Origin of the sequence: Saccharopolyspora sp. NPDC047091 (genome assembly GCF_040643635.1) — a bacterium.
Taxonomy (GTDB): Bacteria; Actinomycetota; Actinomycetes; order Mycobacteriales; family Pseudonocardiaceae; genus Saccharopolyspora_C.
The window spans coordinates 42,618-65,400 of record NZ_JBEYUS010000027.1; the positions used below are offsets into that span (position 1 = coordinate 42,618).

Consider the following 22,783-nt stretch of genomic DNA (forward strand, 5'->3'; position numbering starts at 1 on the left):
GTTGCGCGAGCGAAGCCGATGCCCCAGATCATCCATATCAGCTTACGTCGCGCAGCCTAATGCTAATCAGAGCAGATGAACGTCGTCAACTGAAATGGATGAAAACGGGAGGTGACCTGTTTCCCTGGTCCCGGGACGGGCCGGTTACCGGGCGCTGCTCAGCGACCCGCGGGCTGCGAACGCTCCGCGCGGCGGAAGTCGAGCGCCGGCGCCGCCTCGTACTCCTCGGCGACCATCAGCAGGAAGCGGATCTCCGAATCCAGATCAGCCCCACCGGGCAGCGGCGCCGAACTCCCGGCCGCCACGGCGCCCTGCGCCCGGACGTCCTCCGCCGCCCGCAGCCAGCAGGCCAGCACCGCCGCCGCCACCCGGCTCGGCGGCACCCCCGTCGACACCACGTGTGCGCGCGCCCGCTCGACCAGTTCGGCCGAGCAGTGCCCGCTCAACAGCAGCACCGCATCCCGGATCTCGATCACGAGCCGGTAGCACGCCAGCTCCACGGCGGCACGCGACCGGAACACCTCCCGCCCCGCAGCAGCGACCGGAACACGCCGGACCTCCGGCACCCCGGCGGTGATCTCCGCCCACAACGGCAGCAGGCGCCGCAGAACCCGGCGCTTGGCCGAGGACCCGCGCACCTCGGCCCACAGCGGGGCGGACACCCCCACCGCGAAGCACCCGGCCTGCACCCCGGTGACGAAGGGCGCGACCGACAGCGGCGACGACTCCCCCGTCGAGGCCGCGAACGCCGCCAGCGGGCAGAGCACGAGAACCGACAGGAAGAAACCCGCCCCGTACGCGAGCAGACCGAACCGCGCCCCACCCGATCCCCCGCGCACGCCCGCACGCACGCACAACCCGCACGCCACCGCGTGCGCGACGACGTGCAGCAGCAGAAAGCCCGACCAGTAGCTGTCCAGCACCGCGACCGGCACCGGCGAACCTGCGAAACCGACCGCGGACAGATCGGAGCGGACCAGCAGCGAGACCACCACGGCCCCACCGGCCCACAGCAGCGACCTCCGAGCGCCACGCACCTGAAGGAAAGCCGAGAAGCCGTGGAGCACCAGGCAGGAACTCGTCACCGCGATCGAATTGCGCAGCACGTGCACCGCCTGCGCGCTCAGCGCGGACTCGCGCAACCACGTGCAGGAAGCGTCGGTGTGCAGCGTCATCGTCATCGCGAGCCCGGCTCCGACGAGCCAGAACACCCGGGTCCGGCGCTGCCGCACCGCCTGCGGTGCGCGGAACAGGACCGCGAGCCAGAGCGCCCCGATGCCCGCGAACTCCATCATCGAGCTCACCGCAGCGGCGGCCACGGGGTCACCGCGAACCCGAACGCCTCCTCGATTCCGCCCACCCGCACCGGAGTCGGCAGAATTCGGCTGCCCAGCAGCACCGCGATCTCCTCCGCCTCCCGCTCGGCCGCGGCACCGTGCCCGCCGTGCGAGCGGGCCAGCAACCGGGACACCGTTCCCGGGTCGAGGTCCGGGACCATCCGCCGAAATTGCGCAGCCCGCCGCTCCGAGTGATCAGCGGGTTCCGCTCCACCGTGCGCGAGGATGTGGCCGATCTCGTGCAGGATGATGTGCTTTCGGTGCAGTTCGCTGGTACGCGGCTCGACGAAAACGTAGTCGGTGTCCGCGGCTTCCACCCAGAGCCCGTGCGGACGCGCCGAATTCGCCACCCCCGGAAAGGGGAGCACGCGCAGCGGACGTTTCCGGCGCGCGGAGATGCACTCGATCAACTCTTCCATCGAACAGACGGCAGGCAGCGCCAATTCCTTGATCAGCCTGCGGAAACGCGCGCGCGAACGCCACCCCTCCAGCACCGGAAGCCCTCCCCGGTCACATGTCCACCCCAGTACGCTGAGCACTCTGTCCGACACTTTCCGCTACAGTCAATGCATCCTGCGTCACAGCGCACGAAAATCGCACCCCCTTAACAGAAGGTTCACGTTCTCACGAACGATTTCCAGATAGTGGGCGAAATGGCGCGGCACCGCGCGGAAATGGAGCGGCGCCCGGTCCCGGTGTCGGAACCGGGACCACCGCGATCAGGCGGCGGGGCCGACCTCGATGCACGCGCACCGGACACCGCGGACCTTGTTCGCAGTACGCCCGCTCCCACGTCGGCGCCGCCGTCGGCCCGCACGTCGTGATCGTCGAGCACGTCGAGACCGGCACCGTCCCCGGGTCCGACGTGGAGTCCATCGTGCACCTCGAAGGGCCGCGGCCCTCGAAGGAGTTCCCGCTACACGGGGCCTTCTACCGCCGCGACCCGGCCCCCACCGCGGTCGTGCACCTGCACTCCAGGCACGGCACCCCGTGGGACGCGGCGGCCTGATCAGGCGGCGGGTTCGACCTCGATGTCGGCGCACCAGATCCGGCGGAGCGCCCGGGTGGCGGTGATGTCGGCGAGCGGATCGCCGTCGACGAGCACCAGGTCGGCGCGCAGTCCCGGGGCGATGCTCCCCCGGTCGGCGAGCCCGAAGTACCGGGCGGGCAGCGAGGTCGCCGCGCGCAGCGCCTCCAGCGGGGTGAGCCCGGCCGCCACCAGCAGTTCCAGCTCGTGGTGCAGGCTGCTGCCGTGCGGCACCGGCGACGGCGACCCGGGCTGGGTGTTCGCGTCGGTCCCGGCGAGCACCGGAACCCCGGCGCGGTGCAGCGCGCCGACGCTGCGCGGCGCGGCCTCGTAGGCCTGCGGGAATCCCTTGGCGGTGGCGATGCCCTCCATCATGGCCAGCGTCGGCACGGCCACCGTCCCGGCCGCGACGGCGCGGGCGATGTCGGCCTCGGCCAGCGGGGCGCCCAGCGGGGTGTGCGTGACGATGTCGGCGCCGACGTCCAGGGCCAGTGCCCAGGCGCCGGGCGTGCTGGCGTGCGCGACGACCTGCTCGCCCTGCTCGTGCGCGGCTTCGACGAGGGCGACCGCGGTGTCCCGGTCCGGGCCGCCGTCGCCCGGGGCCTCCAGCACGATCTTGATGTAGTCGGAGCCTTCGGCGACGCGCGCCCGCACGAAGCGGCGCGCCTCGGCCGGGTCGTGCAGCACGGCCTCCGCGGGCATGCCGGGGATGTGGTTGTGCGGGCCGGACGGCCCGATCCCGGGGGTGCCCGCGCTGCGGATGTCGGCGGCGCCGGTCGTGCCGCGCAGCGCGTCGACGAAGTCGGCGGGCCAGGACGCCATGTCCAGGCCGGTCGTCACCCCGTGCTCGGCGAGCCGCCGCAGCGTTTCCGGGCCCTGCAGGTGGACGTGCGCGTCGATCAGGCCGGGCAGCAGCACCGCGCCGCCGCCGTCGACGACCTGCGCGCCGCGCTCGTCGCCGCCGATCAGGCCCGCGTCCAGCACGACGGTGGTGGGCTCCCCGATGCGGTGGCCGTCGAAGGGCCGGACGTCGCGCAGGGCGATCTTCGCGGGCTGGGTGCTCATGTGCGACTCCCGTTTAAGAGACATGTCTGTTCACTAAGAACACCGTACGCTCGCCCCCCTCGCGACGCGCGGCGGGCCGGGCTACGCGCACCCCTGCCTCGGGGGCTATACAGGTCGAGTGAGCACCGCACCCCACGAGGACTCCGCGCCACGGCCCCGCAGGCGGGGCGCGGCGCTGCTCCACGCGATCTACCTGACCACGCTGGAAGAACTGGCGCACACCAGCTTCGAAGAGCTCAGCTTCGACAAGATCGCCACCAAGGCGGGCGCGGGCAAGGCCTCGCTGTACCGGCGCTGGAGCAGCCCCGCCGAACTGGTGCTGGCCGCGCTCGCCGACCCGGTCACCGGCTTCGCCGAGACCCCCGACCCGCGGACCGGCTCGCTGCGCGACGACCTGGTGGCGGTGCTGAGCGGGCTCGCCGCCGCGCTGGACGAACCGCAGGGCCGCGCGCTGCGGCCGCTGCTGACGCAGAGCTCCCGGCACCCCGAGCTCTACGAGCGGGTGTTCCAGCAGGTCGTCGAGCCCCGGCAGGAGCTGCTGCTGCGGATCCTGCGCGCAGGCGCCGAACGCGGCGAAGCCGACCCGGACGCGATCACCCCGCGCATCGCCGCCGTGGGCCCCCGCCTGGTGATCGTCGAGCACGTCAAGGCCGGCACCGTCCCCCGGTCCGAAGTGGAATCCATCGTGGACGAAGTGCTGCTGCGCCTGCTCGCACCCCGCCGCTGACGCGGATCGAGGCCCCCGGCGGGAACCGGAGGCCTCGATCGGATAGCGCGGGATCAGCCGAACGACGGCGGCGCGTCCTCCGGAGCACTGCCCCACCCGGTGTTCGGCTCGGTGCCGAGGGTGTAGTCGAGCGTGCCGCCTTCGGCGACGAACCGCTCGGACAGCCACGGCTTCCCGGTCCGCTCCCCGTTCACCGACAGGTCCTGCACGTACTTCGCGTCCTGCGACGCGTCGGGCGCGTTGACGGTGATGGTGGTGCCGTTGCCCCGGTCGATGCTGATCGACGGGAACAGCGGGCTGGCCAGCACCAGGTCCGAACGACCCGGTGCCTCCGGGTACATGCCCAGCGCCGCCCACACCGACCAGGACGACATCTGGCCGAGGTCGTCGTTGCCGACGAGGCCGTCCGGTTCGGCGCTGAACAGCTCGGTCAGCGAGCGGCGCACCACGTCCTGCGTCTTGTGCGGCTGCCCGGCGTAGGCGTAGGCCCACGGGGTGTTCGCGGACGGCTCGTTGCCGAGGTACGCGTGCGGTTCCTCCGGTCCGGCGTTGAGCTCGGCGAAGAACTCGTCGAGCCGCGCCCCGGCCTGCTCGTTCCCGCCCATCCGGTCGAACAGCCCCGCGTGGTCGAACGGCACCATCCAGGCGTACTGGGCGGCGTTGCCCTCCACGTAGCCGTCCTGCTGGGCGAGGTCGAACTCGGGCCAGGACCCGTCCGCCTTGCGCGGCTGGATCCAGCCGCTGTCCGGGTTGACCAGGTTCTGCCAGTTCCGCGCGCGCTGCTGGAACTCGTCGCGCGCCCCGGTGTCGCCGATCCGGTCGGCGAACTGGGAGATGGCGAAGTCGGAGCTGGTGTACTCCAGCGTCGTCGACACCGAGCCCCACGATTCCTCGTCCTCGGCGGGGATGTAGCCGAGTTCGCCGTACTGCTCGTGCACCGGCCGCTCGTCCTCGTTCGCCGCCCCGGCGCGCATCCGCTCCAGCGCCTGGCCGGTGTCGAAGTCGGTGGCGCCGAACGCGTGCGCGCTGGAGATCATGATCGGCAGCGGGTCGCCGGTCATCACGCCGGTGCCGCCGTTGGCGACGGTCCAGCGGTCGAAGTAACCGCCCTGCGCGGACTGGTTCACCGCGGACTGCGCGATGTCCGAGGCGATGTCCGGGGCGATCAGCGCGACCAGCTGGGTCTGCGAGCGGTACACGTCCCAGCCGGAGTAGTTGGCGTACTGGACGTGGCCCTGCTCGGCCTGGTGCACCTCGCCGTCGAAACCGGTGTAGTTCCCGTCGACGTCGCTGAACACGTTGGGGTGCAGCAGCGAGTGGTACAGCCCGGTGTAGAGCCGCCGCCGGTCCTGGTCGCTGCCGCCGCCGACGTCGATCCGGCCGAGCATCTCGTTCCACGCCGCGCGGGTGCCGTCGCGGACCTGGTCGAGCCCGCGGTCGCCGAGCTCCGCCGCGGCGTTGGCCTTCGCGCCGTCCAGGCTGACGAACGACATGCCGACGCGGGCGGTGACGGTGCGTTCGGCGCCCGGGTCGAAGGAGACGAAGGCCTGCGCGCCGTCGTCCTGCGCCTGCTGCCGGTTCGCGGCCCCGGTGCCCGATCCGGAGATCTCCTTCGCCGAGGTGTCGACCCGGCCGTCGCGGACGACGCCGCTGCTGGTGAAGTCGTGGTCGAACTCGGCGTGGAAGTAGACGCGGTATTCGTTGGAGCCGCCGCAGAATCCGCCGCCGTCGCTGTAACCGTCGATGCTGTTGCCGTTGATGGTCAGCGAGCCCGATGCGTCGTTGAACGCCTTCGCCGCGTCGATCGACAGCGAGGCGGTCTCGCCCTCGGGGTAGGTGAACCGGGCGAGGCCCGCGCGCTGGGTCGCGGTGAGCTCGGTGCGCAGCCCGTTGTCGAAGGTGACGTCGTAGGCACCGGGCGAGGCCGACTCGTTCTCGTGCGAGAACGGGTAGTCCGGTGCCGGGGCGTCGCCGAGCGTCGGCAGGAACGGGATGTTGCCGAAGTCCCCGCACCCGGCGCCGGAGATGTGGGTGAGGCTGAACCCGCGGATCCGGTCGTCCTCGTACTGGTAGCCGCCGTGCTGGTACTCGGCGGTGTCCGGGCTCCACTGCATCATCCCGAACGGCGCGACCGCGCCGGGGAAGGTGTTGCCCGCTCCCCCGCCGTGGCCGAAGTCGGGACCACCCGGCTTGGTGCCGGTGAACGGGTTGACGTACTGCGCCGGGTCTTCGACGCCCGGCGCGGCCGGGGCGGCGACGGCCGGGACCGCGGAGCCCGGCAGGGCCAGTGCAGTGACCAGTCCGACGGCTCCGGCCAGCATCGATCTGTTCCGGCCGGATGTGCGTCTGCGCCTGGAGGTGCGCATCGTGCTCCTCTCCTGGGAGGTCGGGGCGGTTCGGTGCCGGACGAGGCGGATCCGCGCCACGGCGAACGGGGACGACCGCGGTTCCGCGGACGCGGAACGGGTCGGGTGGAATCGGAATTGTTCGCGGCGGGCCGAGTTCGCGGATTTTCCCGTTCAGGCCCGAGGAATCACGGACCGCATTCCGGCGGCCGTTTCCCGTCGATCATCGAGGCGGATTCGGTGGTGCGTGCGGCGGCGGCCCGCCCGGCCACGGCAGCGGCGCGACCACCGGGAACACCGCGCGGAATCCTCGGAGGCAGCGGGAAGAACAGCCCGGATCGCGCACAGATCCCCCATGACAACGTTGTCCATCGCGGCGAGATCAACCGTACAGATCGGACTCGGCGACGGCAATCATCCGCGCTGCGTGCGCCGCCCGGAGCAGCGGATTCCGGATGCGTTTCCATCCGTTCAGGGCAATGCGCGCACCCGCGCTCCCACATTTCCCAGTAAAAGGGGAAATCCCGGGAACGGCGGTCAGTTCGGGAGCAGCTCGGCGGCGAGCCGCTTGCCCAGTTCGATCGGTTCGGTGCCGCGGCTGAACTTGGAGCCCGCGACCGCGCCGTCGTAGATCAGCCGGATCCGCTCGGCGGTCGCTTCGGGATCGGCGGCACCCGACCGGGCGGCGAGGTCCACGAGCAGCTCGTGCAGCCAGGTGCGGTGCCGGTCGATGGCGGCGCGCGCCGGGTGCTGCGGATCGGGGAACTCGGTGGCGGCGTTGAGGTAGAGGCAGCCGCGGAACCGCCGGTTCAGCGCGGCGCCGTGCGCGAGGTCGAACAGCGCCAGGACCTTCTCGCGCGGCGAGTCCAGTTCGGCGGCGGCCTTCTCCCACTTGCCGCGGTCGGCCTCGTCCTGGTCGTCGAGGTAGGCGGCGATGAGGCCGTCCTTGGAGCCGTAGGCGTGGTAGAGGCTGGCCCGCGCGACCCCGGCCTCGGCGAGCACCCGGTCGATGCCGACCGCGCGGATGCCCTCCCGCACGAACAGGGTTCCGGCCGCGTCCAGGAGTCGCTGGGCGGGGGCGGCTGCGCCGGATCGCGTGGTGGCCATGGACACAGCCTAACATCGATGGACAGAACGATCGGTCTAGCTCTAGGGTGGTGGCATGCCAGGTTCGGAGCTCGTGCGGCGGTTGCAGGTGGACCTGCTCCGCATCGCCAGCGCGATCTGTCCCGCTCCCCTGGCCTGAACCCCTCTCGCGCCATCCGCGCGGACGACGTGTCCCGTCGTCCGCTGCCGCGCATCCCCCTGCCCGCACGGAGGCTCCGCCATGTCCTTGTTCCTGTACGAGATCGTGCCCGCCGACGACGCCCGCCAGCGGACCGAGCAGCTGCTCGCCGCCTTCGACTCCGCCGCGCGCGACGCGGGCGCCGAACTGATCGAATCGCAGGTCACCGGCGCGCGGGACCGGGTGTTCGCCGTGGTGGAGGCCGCGGACGACGCCGACCTCGCCGCCCTCCGCGGCGAGCGGCTGCCCGAGGTCGCCGAGCTGTCCGGCCCGCACCTGGTCCGCCTGGTCGGCGCCGACCTCGCCGACGTCAAGGCGGCCCGCCCCGAAGCCGGCTACCTCGTCGAGTGGGACTTCCCCGCCGACCTGGACATGGACACCTACCTGGCGAACAAGAAGGCCAAGGCGCCCAAGTACGCCGAGGTGCCCGAGGTGACGTTCCTGCGCACCTACGTGCGCGAGGACATGGCCAAGTGCCTGTGCCTCTACGACGCCCCCGACGAGGGCGTCGTGCGCAAGGCGCGCGACGCCGTGAGCACGCCGATCGACCGGCTGCACACCTTGGACCGGGGCTGACATGACGGCGGCGCACACCACCCGGACCGGCGTGCCCGCGGACTACCCGGGCCGCGCCGAGGTCGCCGAGCACTTCGCCGACCGCGCCGCGGAACTGGACCGCGGCGACGCCGACGTGCGGCCCGGCCTGCGGTTCCTCGGGGAGCGCGGGCTGCTGGAGCTCGGGGCACCGGGCTGCGGCGGCGACCTCGCCACGATGCTGCTGCTCGTCGAGGACGTCGCGGCCGGGTGCCTGTCCTCGGCGTTCTCGCTGTGGGCGCAGCGGATGGTCGTCGAGTACGTGGCCCGCGGTCCCGCCGGTGCGGGAGCCGCGCGGGAACTGGACGCGCTGCGCACCGGGTCCCGGATCGGCGTCACCGCGATGGCGCCCGCGATGAAGCACGTCGCCGGTATCGAACCGGTGCCGGTGCTGGCCGAGCGGACCGGCACCGGGGTGCGGCTGAACGGGCCCATCCGGTGGGCCTCGAACCTGTTCGACGGCGCGCTGGTGGTGGTCCCCGCCCGGTTCGCCGACGGCGGCGGGCTGATCGCGGTGCTGCGCGTCGGCGATCCGGGTGTGACCGTCCGCCCCGCGCCCGAGCTGCTGGCGCTCGGCGCGACCGGTTCCTCGTCGGTGGTTCTGTCCGAAGTGGACGTTCCGGCGGCGGACGTGCTCAGCGCGGACCTGACGGAGTTCGTGCGCGCGGTGCGGCCGACGTTCCTGCTGGTGCAGAGCGCGTTCTGCACCGGGCTCGCGGGCGCGTCCCGGCGGCAGGCGGCCACCGCGCTGGACGGGCTGAACGCCGAGTTCCGCCCGGACTTCGACGAGCTCGCCGCCGCGCACGACTCGGTGCGGTCCCGGCTGTTCGAGTTCGCCCGCGTCCCGCCGCAGCCCGCGGACCTGCTGCGGCTGCGGCTGGACGCGGCGCGCGCGGCCGGCGCGGCGAGCAGGCTGGAGGCGGCGGTGACCGGTGGCCGCGGCTACGCCGCCACCAGCCCCACGAGCCGCAGGCTGCGCGAGGCCGCCTTCCTCCCGGTCCAGGCCCCGACGGAAGGACAACTGCGGTGGGAACTATCACGGTCCGCCTGAGCGGCGCGGAGAAGTCGTACCCGCCGCACCACCGCAAGGTCCTCGACGGACTGGACCTGGTGGTGCGGGACGGGGAGTTCGTGGTGCTGCTGGGCCCCAGCGGCTGCGGCAAGTCCACGCTGCTGCGCATCCTCGCCGGACTGGAGTCCCTCGACGGCGGCGCGCTGGAGTGGGCCGGTGGCACCCGGCCCCCGATCGGTGCCGTGTTCCAGCAGCCGCACCTGATGCCGTGGCTGACGGCGCGGGACAACGTGCTGCTCGGCGGCCGCTACCGGGCCAACCGGGCGCGGTTCTCGCCGGACCGGGCGGCGGGGCTGATCGAGCGGCTCGGGCTCGCCGAGCTCGCCGATTCCTACCCGGACCGGCTCTCCGGCGGGCAGGCGCAGCGGGTCGCGGTCGCGCGGGCCGCGGCGATCGGCCCGGCGCTGCTGCTGCTCGACGAACCGTTCAGCGCGCTGGACCCGGCGGCGCGCGCCGACCTGCAGCGCTGGGTGCGGGCGAGCACCGACGACCTCGCGCTCACCTCGGTGCTGGTCACCCACGACGTGGACGAGGCGCTGCTGGTCGCCGACCGGATCGCGATGCTCGACGGTTCCGGGGCGGTGGCGCGGGAATGGCCGAACTCCCCCGGCACCGCGGACGGCCCGCTGCGGGAAGAACTGCTCGCGCACTACCCGGCGAGCCCCGTCGCCGCGGGAGCGGCCCGATGAGTCCGCTGTGGTCACGCCGGTCGCTGCTGCTGGGCGCCGGGGCGCTGGGCGCGGCCGCAGGTCTCGGCGCCACCGCCGACCTCGGGCTGAACGCGGCGCGGCACCGCGACGTCTCCTCCGGCGCACTGCGCATCGGTTACCTGCCGATCACCGACGCGGCACCGCTGCTGCTCGCGCACGGCAGCGGCCTGCTCGACGAGCACGGCACCGGGGCGGCGCGGCCGGTGAAGTTCCGCAGCTGGGCGTCGCTGGCCGAAGCGTTCCTCACCCGGCAGGTCGACGTGGTGCACCTGCTGATGCCGTTCGCGGTGCAGCTGCGCTACGCGATGGGCGCCGAATGCCGGGTGCTGGCCTGGAACCACACGAACGGCTCGGCGCTCACCGTCCGCCGCGACGTCGAACGCGTCGAGCAGCTCGCCGGGCACAAGGTCGCCATCCCGTTCTGGTGGTCCATCCACAACATCGTGCTGCAGCGGATGTTGCGCGCCGCCGGGCTCACCCCGGTGGTGCGGCAGCAGCCCTCCGCCGCGGACGGCACGGTGGAACTGGTGGTGCTGAGCCCCTCCGACATGGTCCCCGCGCTGGACGGCGGCTCCGTCGGCGGCTACATCGTGGCCGACCCGTTCAACGCGATCGCCGAGATCAAGGGCGTGGGTCGCATCCTGCGGTTCGTCGGCGACGTGTGGCGCGACCACGCCTGCTGCGTGGTGCTCGCGCACCAGGACCTGCTGGACACCGCACCGGGCCGGGTGCAAGGCCTGGTGGACGCGCTGGCGCTCACCCAGCTCGGCCTCGCCCGCGATCGCGCGGGTGGCGCGCGGGCGCTCACCGGCGGGAAGTACCTGCCGCAGCCGCTGAAAGCGGTGTCGACGGCGTTGGAGTACCCGGCGGCCGACTACCCGCACGCCCTGCACCACCCGGAGTGGTCCGGGCAGCGCATCGGCTTCCAACCGTTCCCGTTCCCCGGCTTCACCGCGGAACTCGTCGAATCGATGCGCGCCACGGTCGTCGACGGCGACACCCGGTTCCTCGACGGCCTCCGCGCCGACGAGGTGCACGGGCAGCTCGTCGACGACCGGTTCGTCCGCGGCAGCCTGCGCCGCTTCGGCGGACCGGCCGCGTTCGGCCTGCCCGGCTCCCTGACCCGCAGCGAAGAGGTGAACCCCGCATGACCACGCTCTCCCCGCGCGGCGCCGAGGACACGAGCCCCGCCCGGACCGACCGGCCGGGTCTCGCGCACCGGGTCGGGCCGCCGCTGGTGGCGGTGCTGGTGGCCGTCGCGGTGTGGTGGCTGCTGACCGACGTTCTCACCGGCGACCGGCTGCTGTCGGCGTTCGCCCCGCAGCGCGCGGTGCCCGCGATCGGCGACCTGCTGGCCAGGGGCGTGCTGCTGCCGGACGTGGCGGCCAGCCTGTGGCGGCTGCTGCTGGGCATGCTCATCGCCGCGGTCGTCGGCGTCCCGGTCGGACTGCTCGTCGGGTCGCTGGACGTGGTGGAACGGGCGACGCGGCCGGTGTTCCAGTTCCTGCGGATGATCTCGCCGCTGTCCTGGGCGCCGATCGCGGTCGCCGTGTTCGGCATCGGGCACCGGCCGGTCACGTTCCTGGTGGCGGCCGCGGCCGTGTGGCCGATCGTGCTCAACACCGCCGCCGGGGTGCACGCCGTCTCGCCCGGGCACGTGCGGGTGGCGCGGTCGCTCGGCGCGACCCGGCTCGAAGTGCTCACCAGCGTGGTGCTGCCGACCGCCCGGACCCACGTGCTGACCGGACTGCGGCTGGCGCTCGGCATCGCGTGGGTGGTGCTGGTGCCCGCGGAGATGCTCGGCGTCGATTCCGGGCTGGGATACCAGATCCTCAACTCCCGCGACCAGCTCGCCTACGACCAGGTGATGGCGGTGATCCTGGTGATCGGCGTCCTCGGCTACCTCCTCGACGCGCTCGCGCGCACGCTGCTGCGCCCCCGGCCGTGAGCACGGGCCCGCCCCGCGGGTGATCACCGCGTGGGACGATCTCGGGGTGGTGAGCGTCGTGCGTCCCGCTTCGTCGTGGCTGGTTCCCGTCCTGGCGGTGTTGCTGCTCGTGGGTGCCGGATTCGGGCTGGCCCAGGTCGATTCGGGCGTGGTCCGCACGCGCGCCGTCGTCGACGGGGTGCCGATGGACCTGGTGCGCCCCGCCGCGCTGACCGGGACGGCTCCGGCGGTGGTCGTGGCGCACGGGCACGCCGCGAGCCGCCGGCTGATGGCCGACTGGGGGACGACGCTGGCGCGTTCCGGGTTCGTCGTCGCGCTGCCGGACTTCGCCGGGCACGGGGCGAACCGGACGCCGCTGCCCGATGGCCCGGCGCGGGAACCCCGGCTCGCGGCGGACCTGGACGCGGCCGTCGGCCTGCTGCGGCGGACGCCGCAGGTCGACCCGGACCGGATCGGGCTCGTCGGCCACTCCATGGGGGCGGGCGCGGTGTACCGGTTCGCCGCGGCGCACCCCGAGATCGCGGCGACGGCGGCGATCTCGCTGCCCGACGGTGCCGTGCCGGAGCCCGCGGCGGCACGGCACCTCCTGCTCCTGGTCGGCAGGCACGAGTTCCCGTCGTTCCACCGGGCCGCCGAGCAGGCCTCCCGGGCCGGGGCACCGGGCGACCACCGGCCGGTCGAGGTCCTCCCCCGCGCCGAGCACCTCTCGATCCTCTTCGCGCCGCGGGCGCACGCGGACACCGCGCGGTGGCTGCAGAACTCGCTGGGCGTCGACGCTCCGCTCGGGAACGCCGCGGGCGAACGCATCCGGCCCGCGGTGCTGCTGTGGGCCGCGTTCGCGGTCGGCTTCGTCCCGTTCGCGCGCCGGATCGTCCGGCCCGCGGTCCCCGCGGACCAGGAATCCCCTGCCGCGCCGCCCGCGATCGCCGGTGCCGTCGCGGCCGGGCTCGCGGTCGGCTGGGCGGGCTCCGCGGCCGCCCCGGCCGGGTGGTCGCCGCTGGCGGTCGGCGGCGAGCTCGGGCTGTTCCTCGTGCTGTTCGGGCTCGGATTCGCCGCGGTGCCGCAACTTCGCCATCAAATCCGATGTGGACGGTCGGGTTCGGCGTGGCGGTCGGTGGCGGTCGCCTGCTACGCGGCGCTGGCCGTCCTGCTGCCCATCGGGATCGGCGCGGCGGAGCCCGTGCCGCACGGCGCGCGCTGGTGGTGGACCCCGCTGCTGGTCGCGAGCGGCGGCATCGCCTGCGCAGCGGCGGAACTCGCGGCCCGCGGCCGACGCGGCGTGCGCCGGGACGGCGTGCGGGTGGCGGTGCTGGGATCCGCCGCGCTCGGCATCGCGGTGGCCGTCGGCGCGGGGCTGCTGCCCGGGTTCGTGGTCCTGATCGCTCCGCTGCTCGCGATGCTGCTGCTCTGGCACCTCGCGTGGGCCGCCGTGCTCGCCAGGGCCGGCGCCCCGTGGTGGCTGCCCGCCGTCGTCGGCGGCGTGCTGCTCGGCTGGCCGCTCGCCGCGGTCAGCCCGCTCGGCTGAGGGCTCCGTCCGGCAGCTGGGAGATCCACCCGAACCCTTGCGCGCGCGGCCCCCGCCGTGGTGGGCGGCGGGCGCCCGCGCGTCGACCGGCTGAGCTGGCACTTCCGCCCGAACCGGAGGAACCGGCCGCGCCCACGACGGTCCACATCGGAGCGCACCGCGACCGGCGCGATCCCGCATGCCGGACGGCATTGCCCGGCGCGCACCCCGGGTCCTAGCTTTCCCGCCGTGCTGACGCAGTGGGGAAGACCAAGGCAACAACCCGGACCGGCGCTGCGCGCGCTGCGCCCGTTCAGCGGACCGCTGCTGGGGCTCGGCGCCGTCGTAGTACTGGTGCTGGTGTGGCAGCTCGTCGCCGCGCTGCGGATCTGGCCCGAGCAGATCGTGCCCGCGCCCGCGCAGGTGTGGGCGCAGCTGCTGTCCACCAGCGACGCGGACAACGGCCAGTCCGGCTACGCCGGCTACACGCTGCTGGAACGGCTCGCGGTGAGCCTGCGCAGGCTGGCCTACGGCGTCGGCTACGGCGTGCTGATCGGTATCGGTCTCGGCCTGGTGATGGGTCTGGTCCGGCCGGTGCGGGTGATGCTGGAACCGCTGGTCACGTTCATCCGCGCGCTACCGCCGCTGGCCTACCTGAGCCTGCTGGTCATCTGGTTCGGCATCGACGAGGAACCCAAGGTGTACCTGCTGATGGTGGCCTCGTTCCCACCGGTCGCCGTGGCCACCGCCGCCGCGGTCACCGGGGTCGGCAGGCAGTACGTGGAGGCCGCCGAAGCGCTCGGTGCGAGCAGGCTGCAAGTGGTCGCCTCGGTGGTCCTGCCCGCCTCGGTGCCCGAGATCCTCACCGGCGTGCGGCTCGCCGTCGGCATCGCCTACGGGTCGGTGGTGGCCGCGGAGACCGTGAACGGCGCCGACGGGCTCGGCGGCATGGTGCTCAACGCCCAGCGCTACAACCAGACCGCCGTGGTGATCCTCGGCCTGTTCGTCATCGGCATCACCGGACTCGTCATCGACCTGCTGATCGTCGCGGCGCGCCAAGCGCTGTCCCCGTGGCGCAGCCGCATCTGACCACCCCTTCCAGGAGGAGAACCCGTGCACCGGTTCAGCAGGCGCGCCGCGCTCGGCCTGTTCGGCGCCGCCGCGGCCGTCCCCGCGCTCAGCGCGTGCGGCGTCGGCGGCGAGACCGAGGAGGAGAAGGCCCGCAAGGTCCGGATCGCCTACCAGAACTTCGCCGACAGCACGCTGCTCGTCAAGGAGCAGCGCACCCTGGAGGACCGGTTCCCGGACCACGAGTTCGAGTGGACCGCGTTCGACTCCGGCGCGAGCATCAACACCGCGTTCCTCAGCGGTGCGCTGGACATCGCCGTCATCGGCAGCAGCCCGGCCGCGCAGGCGCTCAGCCCGCCGCTGGCCGTGCCGTACCAGATCGTCCAGCTGCTCAACGTGATCGGCAGCAGCGAGGCGCTCGTGGTGCGCGGTGACCGCGGCATCCGCGCGATCCCCGACCTGGTCGGGCGCAAGGTCGCCGCCCCGTTCAGCTCCACCGCGCACTACAGCCTGCTCGCCGCGCTGCGGCAGCACGGCGTCGACCCGGGCGGAGTCGACATCGTCGACCTGGAACCGCAGAACATCCAGGCGGCGTGGGAACGCGGCGACCTCGACGGCGCCTACCTGTGGACGCCGACGCTGACCGCGCTGCAGCGCACCGGGACGACGCTGGTGGACAGCGCGCAGCTCGCCGCCGCGGGCAAGCCGACGCTCACCTTCGCCGTGGCCGCCCGGGAATTCCTCGACCGCAGCCCCGACGTCGTGCAGGGCTGGCTGGACGCCACCGATGCGGCGATCCGGCAGATCCGCACCGATCCGCGGCCCGTCGCGGAAGCGGTGAGCAGGCAGCTCGGCAGCAGCGTGGACGACGCGCTCGGCCAGTTGCGGCAGAACCTCTACCTCGACCTGGACCAGCAGCGCGCCCCCGAGTACTTCGGCGACCCGCAGGCACCCGGTGCGCTCGCCGCGCGGCTGCGCGACACCGCCGGATTCCTGCTGGAGCAGCGGAAGATCGACGCCCTGCCCGACCTCGCCACCTTCCAGCGCGCCCTGCGCATCCCGGAGCCCGCCCATGCCTGAACAGCCCCTCGTCGAGATCTCCGGCGCCACCCGTTCCTACGGCCGCGGCGGGAACGCCGTCACCGCGCTCGGGCCGCTGGACCTGCGCGTCGAGCGCGGCGAGTTCGTGGTGGTCGTGGGCCCGTCCGGCTCCGGCAAGAGCACCCTGCTGCGGCTGGTGTCCGGTTTCGAGCGGCCCAGCACCGGCGCGGTCGCCTTGGACGGGCGCGCTCCGGTGCCCGGCCGCGACGTGGGCGTGGTGTTCCAGCAACCCCGGTTGTTCCCGTGGCGCACGGTCGCCGGGAACCTGGACGTGGCGCTGCGCTGGGCCGGGGTACCGCGCGGGCAGCGCGCGCAGCGGCGCGCGGAACTGCTGGACCGGGTGGGCCTCGCCGAGATCGGCGGGCGGCGGGTCTGGGAGATCTCCGGCGGCCAGCAGCAGCGGGTCGCCATCGCCCGCGCCTTGGCCGGACGGCCGGACCTGCTGCTGCTCGACGAGCCGTTCGCGGCGCTCGACGCGCTCACGAGGGAACGCCTGCAGGAGGACCTGCGGTCGCTGACCGACGGCGCCGAGCAGGGCGCGGTGTTCGTGACGCACAGCGTCGACGAGGCCGTCTTCCTGGCCAGCAGGGTGATCGTGCTCAGCAACCGGCCCGGCCGGATCGAGCTGGATCTGCCGGTTCCGCTGCCGCGCAGCGGAGTTCCGGCCGACGAGCTGCGCGCCTCCGCGGAGTTCGCCCGGCTGCGCGGCGAGGTGTCCACCGCCGTCCGCGCCGCCCTCCAGCCCGCCTGATCCGGGCCCCGCAGGCGAACGGCCCGTTCGACCGCAGTGGCCGAACGGGCCGTTCCACCTCGCCGGGCCGCCGCGCGAGCGGTGCGGCTCAGACGACGCCGAGGGACAGCATCGCGTCGGCGACCTGCGTGAAGCCGGCGATGTTGGCGCCCGCGATGTAGTTGCCGGGAGTGTCGTACTCGTCGGCGGTCTGCAGGCAGCGGTCGTGGATGCCGCGCATGATCTCGGCGAGCCGCTGCTCGGTGTGCTCGAACGTCCACGAGTCGCGCGAGGCGTTCTGCTGCATCTCCAGCGCGGAGGTCGCGACGCCGCCCGCGTTCGCCGCCTTGCCCGGCGCGAACTTCACGCCCGCGTCGGTCAGGTACTTGATGGCGTCCGGCGTGGTGGGCATGTTCGCGCCCTCCGCGACGATCTTGCAGCCGTTGCGGACCAGTTCGGCCGCGTGGTCGGCGTCCAGCTCGTTCTGGGTGGCGCAGGGCAGCGCGATCTCGCACGGCACGTCCCAGGCCGCACCACCGGTGATGAACCGGACGCCGTTGCCGCGGTCGGTGGCGTACTCGTCGATGCGGGCGCGCCGCACCTCCTTGATGTCCTGCAGCAGGGCGACGTCGATGCCCTTCTCGTCCACCACGTAACCGCTGGAGTCCGAACAGGCCACGACGGTGCCGCCGAGCTGGTGCACCTTCTCGATCGCGTACTGCGCGACGTTGCCCGAACCGGACACGACGACCCGCTTGCCGTCGAAGGAATCCCCGGCGGCCTTGAGGATCTCGTCCACGAAGAACACCGTGCCGTAGCCGGTGGCCTCCGGGCGCACCTGGGAACCGCCCCAGCTGAGGCCCTTGCCGGTGAGCACACCGGACTCGTAGCGGTTGGTGATCCGCTTGTACTGGCCGAACAGGTAGCCGATCTCCCGGCCGCCGACCCCGGTGTCCCCGGCGGGAACGTCGGTGTACTCGCCGATGTGCCGGTACAGCTCGGTCATGAACGACTGGCAGAACCGCATGACCTCGCCGTCGGAACGGCCCTTCGGGTCGAAGTCGGAGCCGCCCTTGCCGCCGCCGATCGGCATGCCGGTCAACGAGTTCTTGAAGATCTGCTCGAAACCGAGGAACTTCACGATGCCCAGGTAGACGCTGGGGTGGAACCGCAGGCCGCCCTTGTACGGCCCGAGCGCGGAGTTGAACTCGACGCGGAACCCGCGGTTGATCTGCACCGATCCCTTGTCGTCCACCCACGGCACCCGGAAGATGATCTGCCGTTCCGGCTCGCACAGGCGGCGGATGACCTCGGCGTCGACGTACTGCGGGTGCTTGGCGACGACCGGGCGGAGGCTGTCGAGGACTTCGTGCACCGCCTGGTGGAACTCGTCCTCACCGGGGTTGCGGTGCAGCACCTCGTCGTAGATGTCCTGAAGCTTCTCGTCGAGATTCGCCACAGCTCGCTCCTCCATCTCCTCGTGATCGCCCGGCGCGCGGCGGTCCGCACCGGTGCGCCACCCGGTGGGCACGGCCCGCTGCCAGCTTCGGTATCGCGGCGGCCCGACCCGCCGCCGCAGACCTTATCCCGGCCTCCGCGCCGCGAACGGCTTCCGGAACGACCCGCCGAAACATGCCCGAAACACACCGGAAACACCGCTTTACGGCGCTCACGCGCTACCTGGACGGCGAAAACCCGGTGAACGCAGGGGTTTCCGGCAGGTTGCGCGCCGATTGCACAGCTTGGCACGAGCGCGCACACCTGTCAGCAGCCGAGCGGCCGCGATCCGCGATGCGCCTTTCCCCGTGGCGTTGCTCACGAGTGGCCCTGATCACAGTGGAACGGGCCCGCCGGACGCCCCCGGCGGGCCCGTGCGGAGCCGGTCGATCAGCCGATCCGGGCGGGCTCCGCGGTGGCCGGAGAACGGCGTTGCACCACCGCGACGGCACCCAGCACCAGCAGGTTCACCGCCAGCCCGGTGAGCCCCGCGTTCACGCCGAACGGGTTCACCTGCAACACCGCCGACACCAGCACCACGCACTCCCCCGCGACCAGCCCGGCCAGCACCGCCGAGGACCGCACCGGCACCGGTTCCCGCAGCGCCAGCAGGTTCGCGGGCGCGAGCTGGATCATGCCGCTGTAGGTGAGCAGGTACAGGTTCGCCATCAGGTCCGGGCGCCCCAACGTCAACGCCAGCACCAGCACCGACACCACCGCCGCGGTGATCCGGCTCGCCCGCAGCCGCGCGCCCTCCGCCATGCCGGACGGCACCAGGTTGCTCGACACCAGCGTCGCCACGCAGATCAGGCCGCCCGCGGCGGGCACCATCGCGCAGGCCGCGCCGCCGATCAGCACCACCGCCAGCAGCGGGGCGGGCAGCGTGCGCTGCGCCAGCTCCAGCAGCGCCGCGTTCTCCGCACCGGCCGGAGTGGTCGCGGCGGCGACCGCGTAGAAGCCGACCAGCACCGGGATCGCCACCGCCACGGTGTACAGCGGCAGGAACACGTGGTTCGAGGCCACCGCCTTCGACGAGCGACCCGACAGCACCGCGGGCCAGCTCGACGGCAGCGTCATCGCCCCGAACCCGGCCGCGCTGACCAGGATGCTCGTCACGTACCAGGCGGTGCCGTAGGAACCGCCGGGCTGGATCGTCAGCAGCTCCCGCGCGCCCTGGAACACGGCGGTGAACAGCCCGCCCTCCGGTTGCCGCGCCAGCAGCACGCCGCCTGCGATCACCAGCAGCGCCACCACCATCAGCACGTCCTTCAGGTAGGACGTCGCCGCCACCCCGTGCAACCCCGACCACAGCACGAACACCAGCACCAGCAGCATCGCCACCACGACGCTCACCGTCCCGGTCCGCTCGTCACCGGTCATGAACGACACGATCGTGCCCAGCCCGACCAGCTGCACCTGGATGACCGGCATGAAGAACACGATCGCCAGCACCGCCGTCAGCCCGCCCAGCACCGGGCTGCGGAACCGGTGGCGCAGGTAGTCCGAGTTCGTCCGGTACCCGTGGCGCTTGCCGAGCCGCCACACCAGCGGCGCCACCAGGAACATCCCGACGTAGCCGAGCACCAGGTACGAGGGCATGTACATCGCGGCCACGCCACCGCCGAGGACCAGCCCGGAGATGCCGAGGAACGTGAAGGTCGTGAAGATCTCCCCCGCCTGCAGGAAGAACGTGGCCACCGCGCCGAAGCGGCGGCCACCGACGGTCCAGGCGGCCAGGTCGAACCCGCCGCCGCGCCTGCCGAGCAGGCCGACGACGGCGATGAGCACCAGGCCGGACAGCGCGATCGCGATCACGGGGCGTCCACCTTCCCGCCGCGCTCCGCGACCGGATCGGCCGGGTCAGCCGGGTCAGCCGGGTCGTCCGGTCCATCCGGGTCGTCGCCGGAGATCAGCCCGGCCGCTTCCTCGCGCCGCAGCACCCACGCCAGCAGCAGGCTGGTCAGCACGCACCAGCCGCACACCCACACCACCACCGACGGCAACCCGAACCAGGGCGCCGCCGTGTTGACGAAGGGGAAGAAGGGGGTGCCCAGCAGGGCGATCACCGGCAGCACCAGCACCGCGTGGAACGGGCGCAGCGCTCCCCCCGTGCTCCGGGGCCCCGGTGGCCCGCTCCGCTCATGTCCGCTCATGTCAGCCTCCTGCGCAGGTGGCCGTCTCCGCCCGCGGATGTCGCGGGTCGAGCAGCGCACCGTGCGCCGGACACGCTAACCGGCCGCGGCCCGGAATCGTGCAGGTGCGCGCGGTGTCACCCGCGGCGAGGTCAGCTCGCCGGGACCGGGGTGACCAGGGTGCCTTCGGCCAGGTAGCGCTCCAGGTTGCGGAAGGTGAGCTCTCCCATGGCTTCGCGGGTTTCGCGCGTGGCGCTGGCGATGTGCGGCAGCAGCACCACGTCGTCCCGGTCCAGCAGTGCCGCGGGCACGTTCGGTTCGTCGGCGAACACGTCCAGTGCGGCGCCCGCGAGCCGTCCCTCGACCAGCGCCGAGACCAGCGCGGGTTCGTCCACGACGCTGCCCCGGGCGATGTTGACCAGGTAGCCGCGCGGACCGAGCTCGGCCAGCACCTCCGCCGAGACCAGACCGCTGGTCCCGGCTCCCCCCGCGGTGGCGATCACCAGCACGTCCGCCCCGGCCGCCAGCTCCCGCGCCGAGGCGGCGTAGCGGTAGCCGACGCCCTCGACGGGCCGCCGCGAGTGGTACGAGATCTCGGCGCCGAAGCCCTCCAGCCGCCGGGCGATGGCGCGCCCGATGCGGCCCAGCCCCAGGACGCCGACCCGCTTGCCGCTGACCTTGGTGCGCAACCCGAAACCGCCCGGCACCCACTCGCCGCGCCGCACGTAGCGGTCCGCGGCGGACAACCCGCGCAGCACGTCGATCAGCCCGCCCACCGCGAGGTCCGCGACGCAGTCGGTGAGCACGTCGGGGGTGTTGCTCACGTCGATGCCGCGGGCGCGGGCGCGGGCCACGTCGGTGCGCTCGTAGCCGACTCCGAAGTGGACGATCGCGCCGAGCTCCGGCAGCGCGTCCATCAGCTCGTCGCTCACCCCGTAGCGCGCGCTGGTGACTGCGGCGACGACCTCGGCGCCGCGCTCGGCGAGGCAGGCGGCCGGATCGGACTGCTCGTGCAGGCGCAGCACCTCGTAGCGCGCCGCCATCTCCGCCTCCAGCGAAGGCAGCAGCTCGCAGACCTGCAGGACGGTGCCGGACGGGGCGGACTGGGACATGCGGGGATTCCTCCTGCTGCGGCTCTCGCTGGGCTCCCCGCAGCCTAGGCCTGCGGTGGTGCCGCGCCGACACCGCTGCGGACGTGCCCGCCGGATCCCGCCGCGCGGGCCGACGGCCCGGCCACCCCGGTCGCCGTCATCGGATCGGCGGAGACCTGGTCGTGTGGATCTTCCGCGTGCGGGGCGGCACGAGCGGGTGAACCGATCTTCGCGGGCGTCAGAGCGAGCCGTTCCCGACCGACTTAGGGGGTGATCGTCCCCGACCGCCCCAGGAGGACAGCGTGCACTCCGACCCGCTCCGCGCGTGCCGGCACCAGGTCCGCGCCCACCACCGGGAGATCCCGGTCGCGATCATCGGCGCCGGGCCGGGAGGTCTGGCCGTCGCGGCCGAACTGGCGCGCCGCGGCGTCCCGGCCACCGTGTTCGAGCGCGGCCCGCAGGTCGGGTCGAGCTGGCGCCACCACTACGACCACCTGCGGCTGCACACCACGCGCTCGCTGTCCCGGCTGCCGGGGATGCGCCTCCCGCGCCGCTTCGGGCGCTGGGTCGCCCGGGAGGACCTGGTGCGGTACCTGGAGGACTACGCGCAGCGGTACGAGCTGGACGTGCGGCCGAACACCACCGTGGAACGGGTGTGGCCCGCCGAGCGCATCGGCGGGGAGCGCTGCTGGCGGCTGCGGGCCGGTGGCGAGACCACGACGGCGCGCACCGTGGTCGTCGCGACCGGGCTCGACCACACCCCGCACATCCCGGACTGGCCCGGGTTGGACGGGTTCTCCGGGCTGCTGCTGCACTCCGCGCGCTACCGGAACCCGGATCGGCACGCCGGTCGCGACGTCCTCGTCGTCGGCGGCGGCAACAGCGGCGCCGAGATCGCGACGGCTCTCGCCCGGCAGGGCGCCACCCGGGTCTGGTGGTCGCTGCGCACGCCTCCGACCATCGTGCCCGCCGCGGCGGACCGGTGGCAGCGGCTGGGAGTCCTCGTCGCGAAGCTGCCGACCTCCGTCGCGGACCTGCTGACCCGGACGTTCACCCGAGCTCGACTGCCCGACCTGCGCGAGCACGGGCTGCCGCGCCCGCAGGACGGGCTCTACGCGCGCGTCCGGCGGGACGGGCGCAGCCCGGTGCACGACCGCGGCATCGTCGATGCCATCCGGAAGGGCCGGGTGCAACCGGTCGCGGCGGTGGCGAGCGTGGACCGCAGCCAGGTCGTGCTCGTCGACGGCACCCGAATACGGCCGGACCACGTCATCGCCGCCACCGGCTACCGCACCGAACTGGCCCGGCTGGTGGGACCGGACGTGCTCTCGAAACCGCGGGACCTGCCCGTCGCCGGGGAACCCGCCGAAGCACCGGACCTGCACTTCCTGGGCTTCACCAACGACCCGGCCGGGCACCTGCACCGGATCGCCGTCGAAGCGCGCGCCACCGCCAAGCTCATCGCCCGGCGGCAGCGCTTCGCCGGGGCCCGCACCTCCGGTGAACCGGAATGCGAGTGCGCGCAACGGGTTTCCGGCCTGGCCGGGTGA

General features: G+C 73.2%; 21 protein-coding genes. 12 read left to right on the forward strand and 9 right to left on the reverse strand.

Annotated elements, in window-relative coordinates:
- Window positions 1-158: 158 nt before the first annotated feature.
- Entirely contained in the window at window positions 159-1,319 is a 1,161-nt protein-coding gene (locus ABZ805_RS14385) for an MAB_1171c family putative transporter (RefSeq protein ID WP_358439412.1), read from the reverse strand.
- Window positions 1,301-1,876 carry a hypothetical protein gene (locus tag ABZ805_RS14390; RefSeq protein WP_358439415.1) on the reverse strand — a complete coding sequence of 192 codons (576 nt, stop codon included), beginning with the start codon at window positions 1,874-1,876 and terminating at the stop codon, window positions 1,301-1,303. The genes ABZ805_RS14385 and ABZ805_RS14390 overlap by 19 nt, the downstream gene beginning before the upstream one ends.
- 281 nt (window positions 1,877-2,157) lie before the next feature.
- On the opposite strand from ABZ805_RS14390, the gene ABZ805_RS14395 reads away from it, so the two are divergent.
- Window positions 2,158-2,346 carry a class II aldolase/adducin family protein gene (locus tag ABZ805_RS14395; protein ID WP_358439418.1) on the forward strand — a complete coding sequence of 63 codons (189 nt, stop codon included), beginning with the start codon at window positions 2,158-2,160 and terminating at the stop codon, window positions 2,344-2,346.
- Here ABZ805_RS14395 and ABZ805_RS14400 read toward each other — a convergent pair whose 3' ends face one another.
- A complete protein-coding gene (locus ABZ805_RS14400; protein ID WP_358439421.1) occupies window positions 2,347-3,429 on the reverse strand; it encodes an amidohydrolase family protein in 1,083 nt (360 codons plus the stop codon).
- A 118-nt stretch (window positions 3,430-3,547) separates the two neighbouring features.
- On the opposite strand from ABZ805_RS14400, the gene ABZ805_RS14405 reads away from it, so the two are divergent.
- Window positions 3,548-4,156: a TetR/AcrR family transcriptional regulator gene (locus tag ABZ805_RS14405; RefSeq protein WP_358439424.1), complete on the forward strand. Its 609-nt coding sequence runs from the start codon at window positions 3,548-3,550 to the stop codon at window positions 4,154-4,156.
- A 53-nt stretch (window positions 4,157-4,209) separates the two neighbouring features.
- Here ABZ805_RS14405 and ABZ805_RS14410 read toward each other — a convergent pair whose 3' ends face one another.
- Window positions 4,210-6,477, reverse strand: a complete 2,268-nt coding sequence (locus tag ABZ805_RS14410; RefSeq protein ID WP_358439427.1) for a GH92 family glycosyl hydrolase — start codon at window positions 6,475-6,477, stop codon at window positions 4,210-4,212.
- 561 nt (window positions 6,478-7,038) lie between these two features.
- Window positions 7,039-7,608: a TetR family transcriptional regulator gene (locus ABZ805_RS14415; protein ID WP_358439430.1), complete on the reverse strand. Its 570-nt coding sequence runs from the start codon at window positions 7,606-7,608 to the stop codon at window positions 7,039-7,041.
- A gap of 220 nt (window positions 7,609-7,828) precedes the next feature.
- Here ABZ805_RS14415 and ABZ805_RS14420 point away from each other — a divergent pair, with 220 nt between their 5' ends.
- The 9 genes from ABZ805_RS14420 (at window position 7,829) to ABZ805_RS14460 (ending at window position 16,534) form a co-directional block, all read left to right on the forward strand.
- Window positions 7,829-8,362, forward strand: coding sequence for a DUF4242 domain-containing protein (locus ABZ805_RS14420; RefSeq protein ID WP_358439433.1), 534 nt, complete (start codon window positions 7,829-7,831; stop codon window positions 8,360-8,362).
- Between the two features lies 1 nt (window position 8,363).
- Window positions 8,364-9,431 carry an acyl-CoA dehydrogenase family protein gene (locus ABZ805_RS14425; RefSeq protein WP_358439435.1) on the forward strand — a complete coding sequence of 356 codons (1,068 nt, stop codon included), beginning with the start codon at window positions 8,364-8,366 and terminating at the stop codon, window positions 9,429-9,431.
- Entirely contained in the window at window positions 9,407-10,141 is a 735-nt protein-coding gene (locus ABZ805_RS14430) for an ABC transporter ATP-binding protein (RefSeq protein WP_358439437.1), read from the forward strand. Before ABZ805_RS14425 ends, ABZ805_RS14430 begins: the two co-directional genes overlap by 25 nt.
- On the forward strand, window positions 10,138-11,313 hold the full coding sequence (locus ABZ805_RS14435; protein WP_358439440.1) for an ABC transporter substrate-binding protein: 1,176 nt from the start codon (window positions 10,138-10,140) through the stop codon (window positions 11,311-11,313). The genes ABZ805_RS14430 and ABZ805_RS14435 overlap by 4 nt, the downstream gene beginning before the upstream one ends.
- Complete coding sequence (locus ABZ805_RS14440; RefSeq protein WP_358439443.1) at window positions 11,310-12,110, forward strand: ABC transporter permease; 801 nt, start codon at window positions 11,310-11,312, stop codon at window positions 12,108-12,110. Before ABZ805_RS14435 ends, ABZ805_RS14440 begins: the two co-directional genes overlap by 4 nt.
- 97 nt (window positions 12,111-12,207) lie before the next feature.
- Window positions 12,208-13,635: an alpha/beta fold hydrolase gene (locus ABZ805_RS14445; RefSeq protein WP_358439445.1), complete on the forward strand. Its 1,428-nt coding sequence runs from the start codon at window positions 12,208-12,210 to the stop codon at window positions 13,633-13,635.
- A 228-nt stretch (window positions 13,636-13,863) separates the two neighbouring features.
- The gene (locus ABZ805_RS14450) at window positions 13,864-14,703 is read left to right on the forward strand and encodes an ABC transporter permease (protein WP_358439448.1); all 840 of its coding nucleotides are present in this window, start codon (window positions 13,864-13,866) and stop codon (window positions 14,701-14,703) included.
- A gap of 24 nt (window positions 14,704-14,727) precedes the next feature.
- Window positions 14,728-15,762 (forward strand): glycine betaine ABC transporter substrate-binding protein, encoded by a 1,035-nt coding sequence (locus ABZ805_RS14455; RefSeq protein ID WP_358439451.1) that lies wholly within the window; start codon window positions 14,728-14,730, stop codon window positions 15,760-15,762.
- The gene (locus ABZ805_RS14460) at window positions 15,755-16,534 is read left to right on the forward strand and encodes an ABC transporter ATP-binding protein (protein ID WP_358439454.1); all 780 of its coding nucleotides are present in this window, start codon (window positions 15,755-15,757) and stop codon (window positions 16,532-16,534) included. The genes ABZ805_RS14455 and ABZ805_RS14460 overlap by 8 nt, the downstream gene beginning before the upstream one ends.
- Before the next feature lie 88 nt (window positions 16,535-16,622).
- Here the strand turns inward: ABZ805_RS14460 and gdhA are convergent, their stop codons facing one another.
- The 4 genes from gdhA to ABZ805_RS14480 form a co-directional block, all read right to left on the reverse strand.
- Entirely contained in the window at window positions 16,623-17,972 is a 1,350-nt protein-coding gene (gdhA, locus tag ABZ805_RS14465) for an NADP-specific glutamate dehydrogenase (protein ID WP_358439456.1), read from the reverse strand.
- Window positions 17,973-18,400: 428 nt separating this feature from the next.
- Window positions 18,401-19,825, reverse strand: a complete 1,425-nt coding sequence (locus tag ABZ805_RS14470) for a sodium:solute symporter family protein (RefSeq protein ID WP_358439459.1) — start codon at window positions 19,823-19,825, stop codon at window positions 18,401-18,403.
- Entirely contained in the window at window positions 19,822-20,163 is a 342-nt protein-coding gene (locus ABZ805_RS14475) for a hypothetical protein (RefSeq protein ID WP_358439462.1), read from the reverse strand. The genes ABZ805_RS14470 and ABZ805_RS14475 overlap by 4 nt, the downstream gene beginning before the upstream one ends.
- A gap of 131 nt (window positions 20,164-20,294) precedes the next feature.
- Window positions 20,295-21,254, reverse strand: a complete 960-nt coding sequence (locus tag ABZ805_RS14480) for a 2-hydroxyacid dehydrogenase (RefSeq protein WP_358439465.1) — start codon at window positions 21,252-21,254, stop codon at window positions 20,295-20,297.
- Between the two features lie 281 nt (window positions 21,255-21,535).
- Between ABZ805_RS14480 and ABZ805_RS14485 the strand changes: the two genes are divergently transcribed.
- Window positions 21,536-22,783: an NAD(P)/FAD-dependent oxidoreductase gene (locus tag ABZ805_RS14485; protein ID WP_358439467.1), complete on the forward strand. Its 1,248-nt coding sequence runs from the start codon at window positions 21,536-21,538 to the stop codon at window positions 22,781-22,783.

Coding starts and splice junctions, on each gene's coding strand:
- ABZ805_RS14415 (WP_358439430.1), bottom strand. CDS start 7,608: ATGGCCACCACGCGATCCGGCGCAGCCGCCCCCGCCCAGCGACTCCTG.
- ABZ805_RS14440 (WP_358439443.1), top strand. CDS start 11,310: ATGACCACGCTCTCCCCGCGCGGCGCCGAGGACACGAGCCCCGCCCGG.
- ABZ805_RS14420 (WP_358439433.1), top strand. CDS start 7,829: ATGTCCTTGTTCCTGTACGAGATCGTGCCCGCCGACGACGCCCGCCAG.
- ABZ805_RS14435 (WP_358439440.1), top strand. CDS start 10,138: ATGAGTCCGCTGTGGTCACGCCGGTCGCTGCTGCTGGGCGCCGGGGCG.
- ABZ805_RS14475 (WP_358439462.1), bottom strand. CDS start 20,163: ATGAGCGGACATGAGCGGAGCGGGCCACCGGGGCCCCGGAGCACGGGG.
- ABZ805_RS14400 (WP_358439421.1), bottom strand. CDS start 3,429: ATGAGCACCCAGCCCGCGAAGATCGCCCTGCGCGACGTCCGGCCCTTC.
- ABZ805_RS14410 (WP_358439427.1), bottom strand. CDS start 6,477: ATGCTGGCCGGAGCCGTCGGACTGGTCACTGCACTGGCCCTGCCGGGC.
- ABZ805_RS14425 (WP_358439435.1), top strand. CDS start 8,364: ATGACGGCGGCGCACACCACCCGGACCGGCGTGCCCGCGGACTACCCG.
- ABZ805_RS14460 (WP_358439454.1), top strand. CDS start 15,755: ATGCCTGAACAGCCCCTCGTCGAGATCTCCGGCGCCACCCGTTCCTAC.
- ABZ805_RS14480 (WP_358439465.1), bottom strand. CDS start 21,254: ATGTCCCAGTCCGCCCCGTCCGGCACCGTCCTGCAGGTCTGCGAGCTG.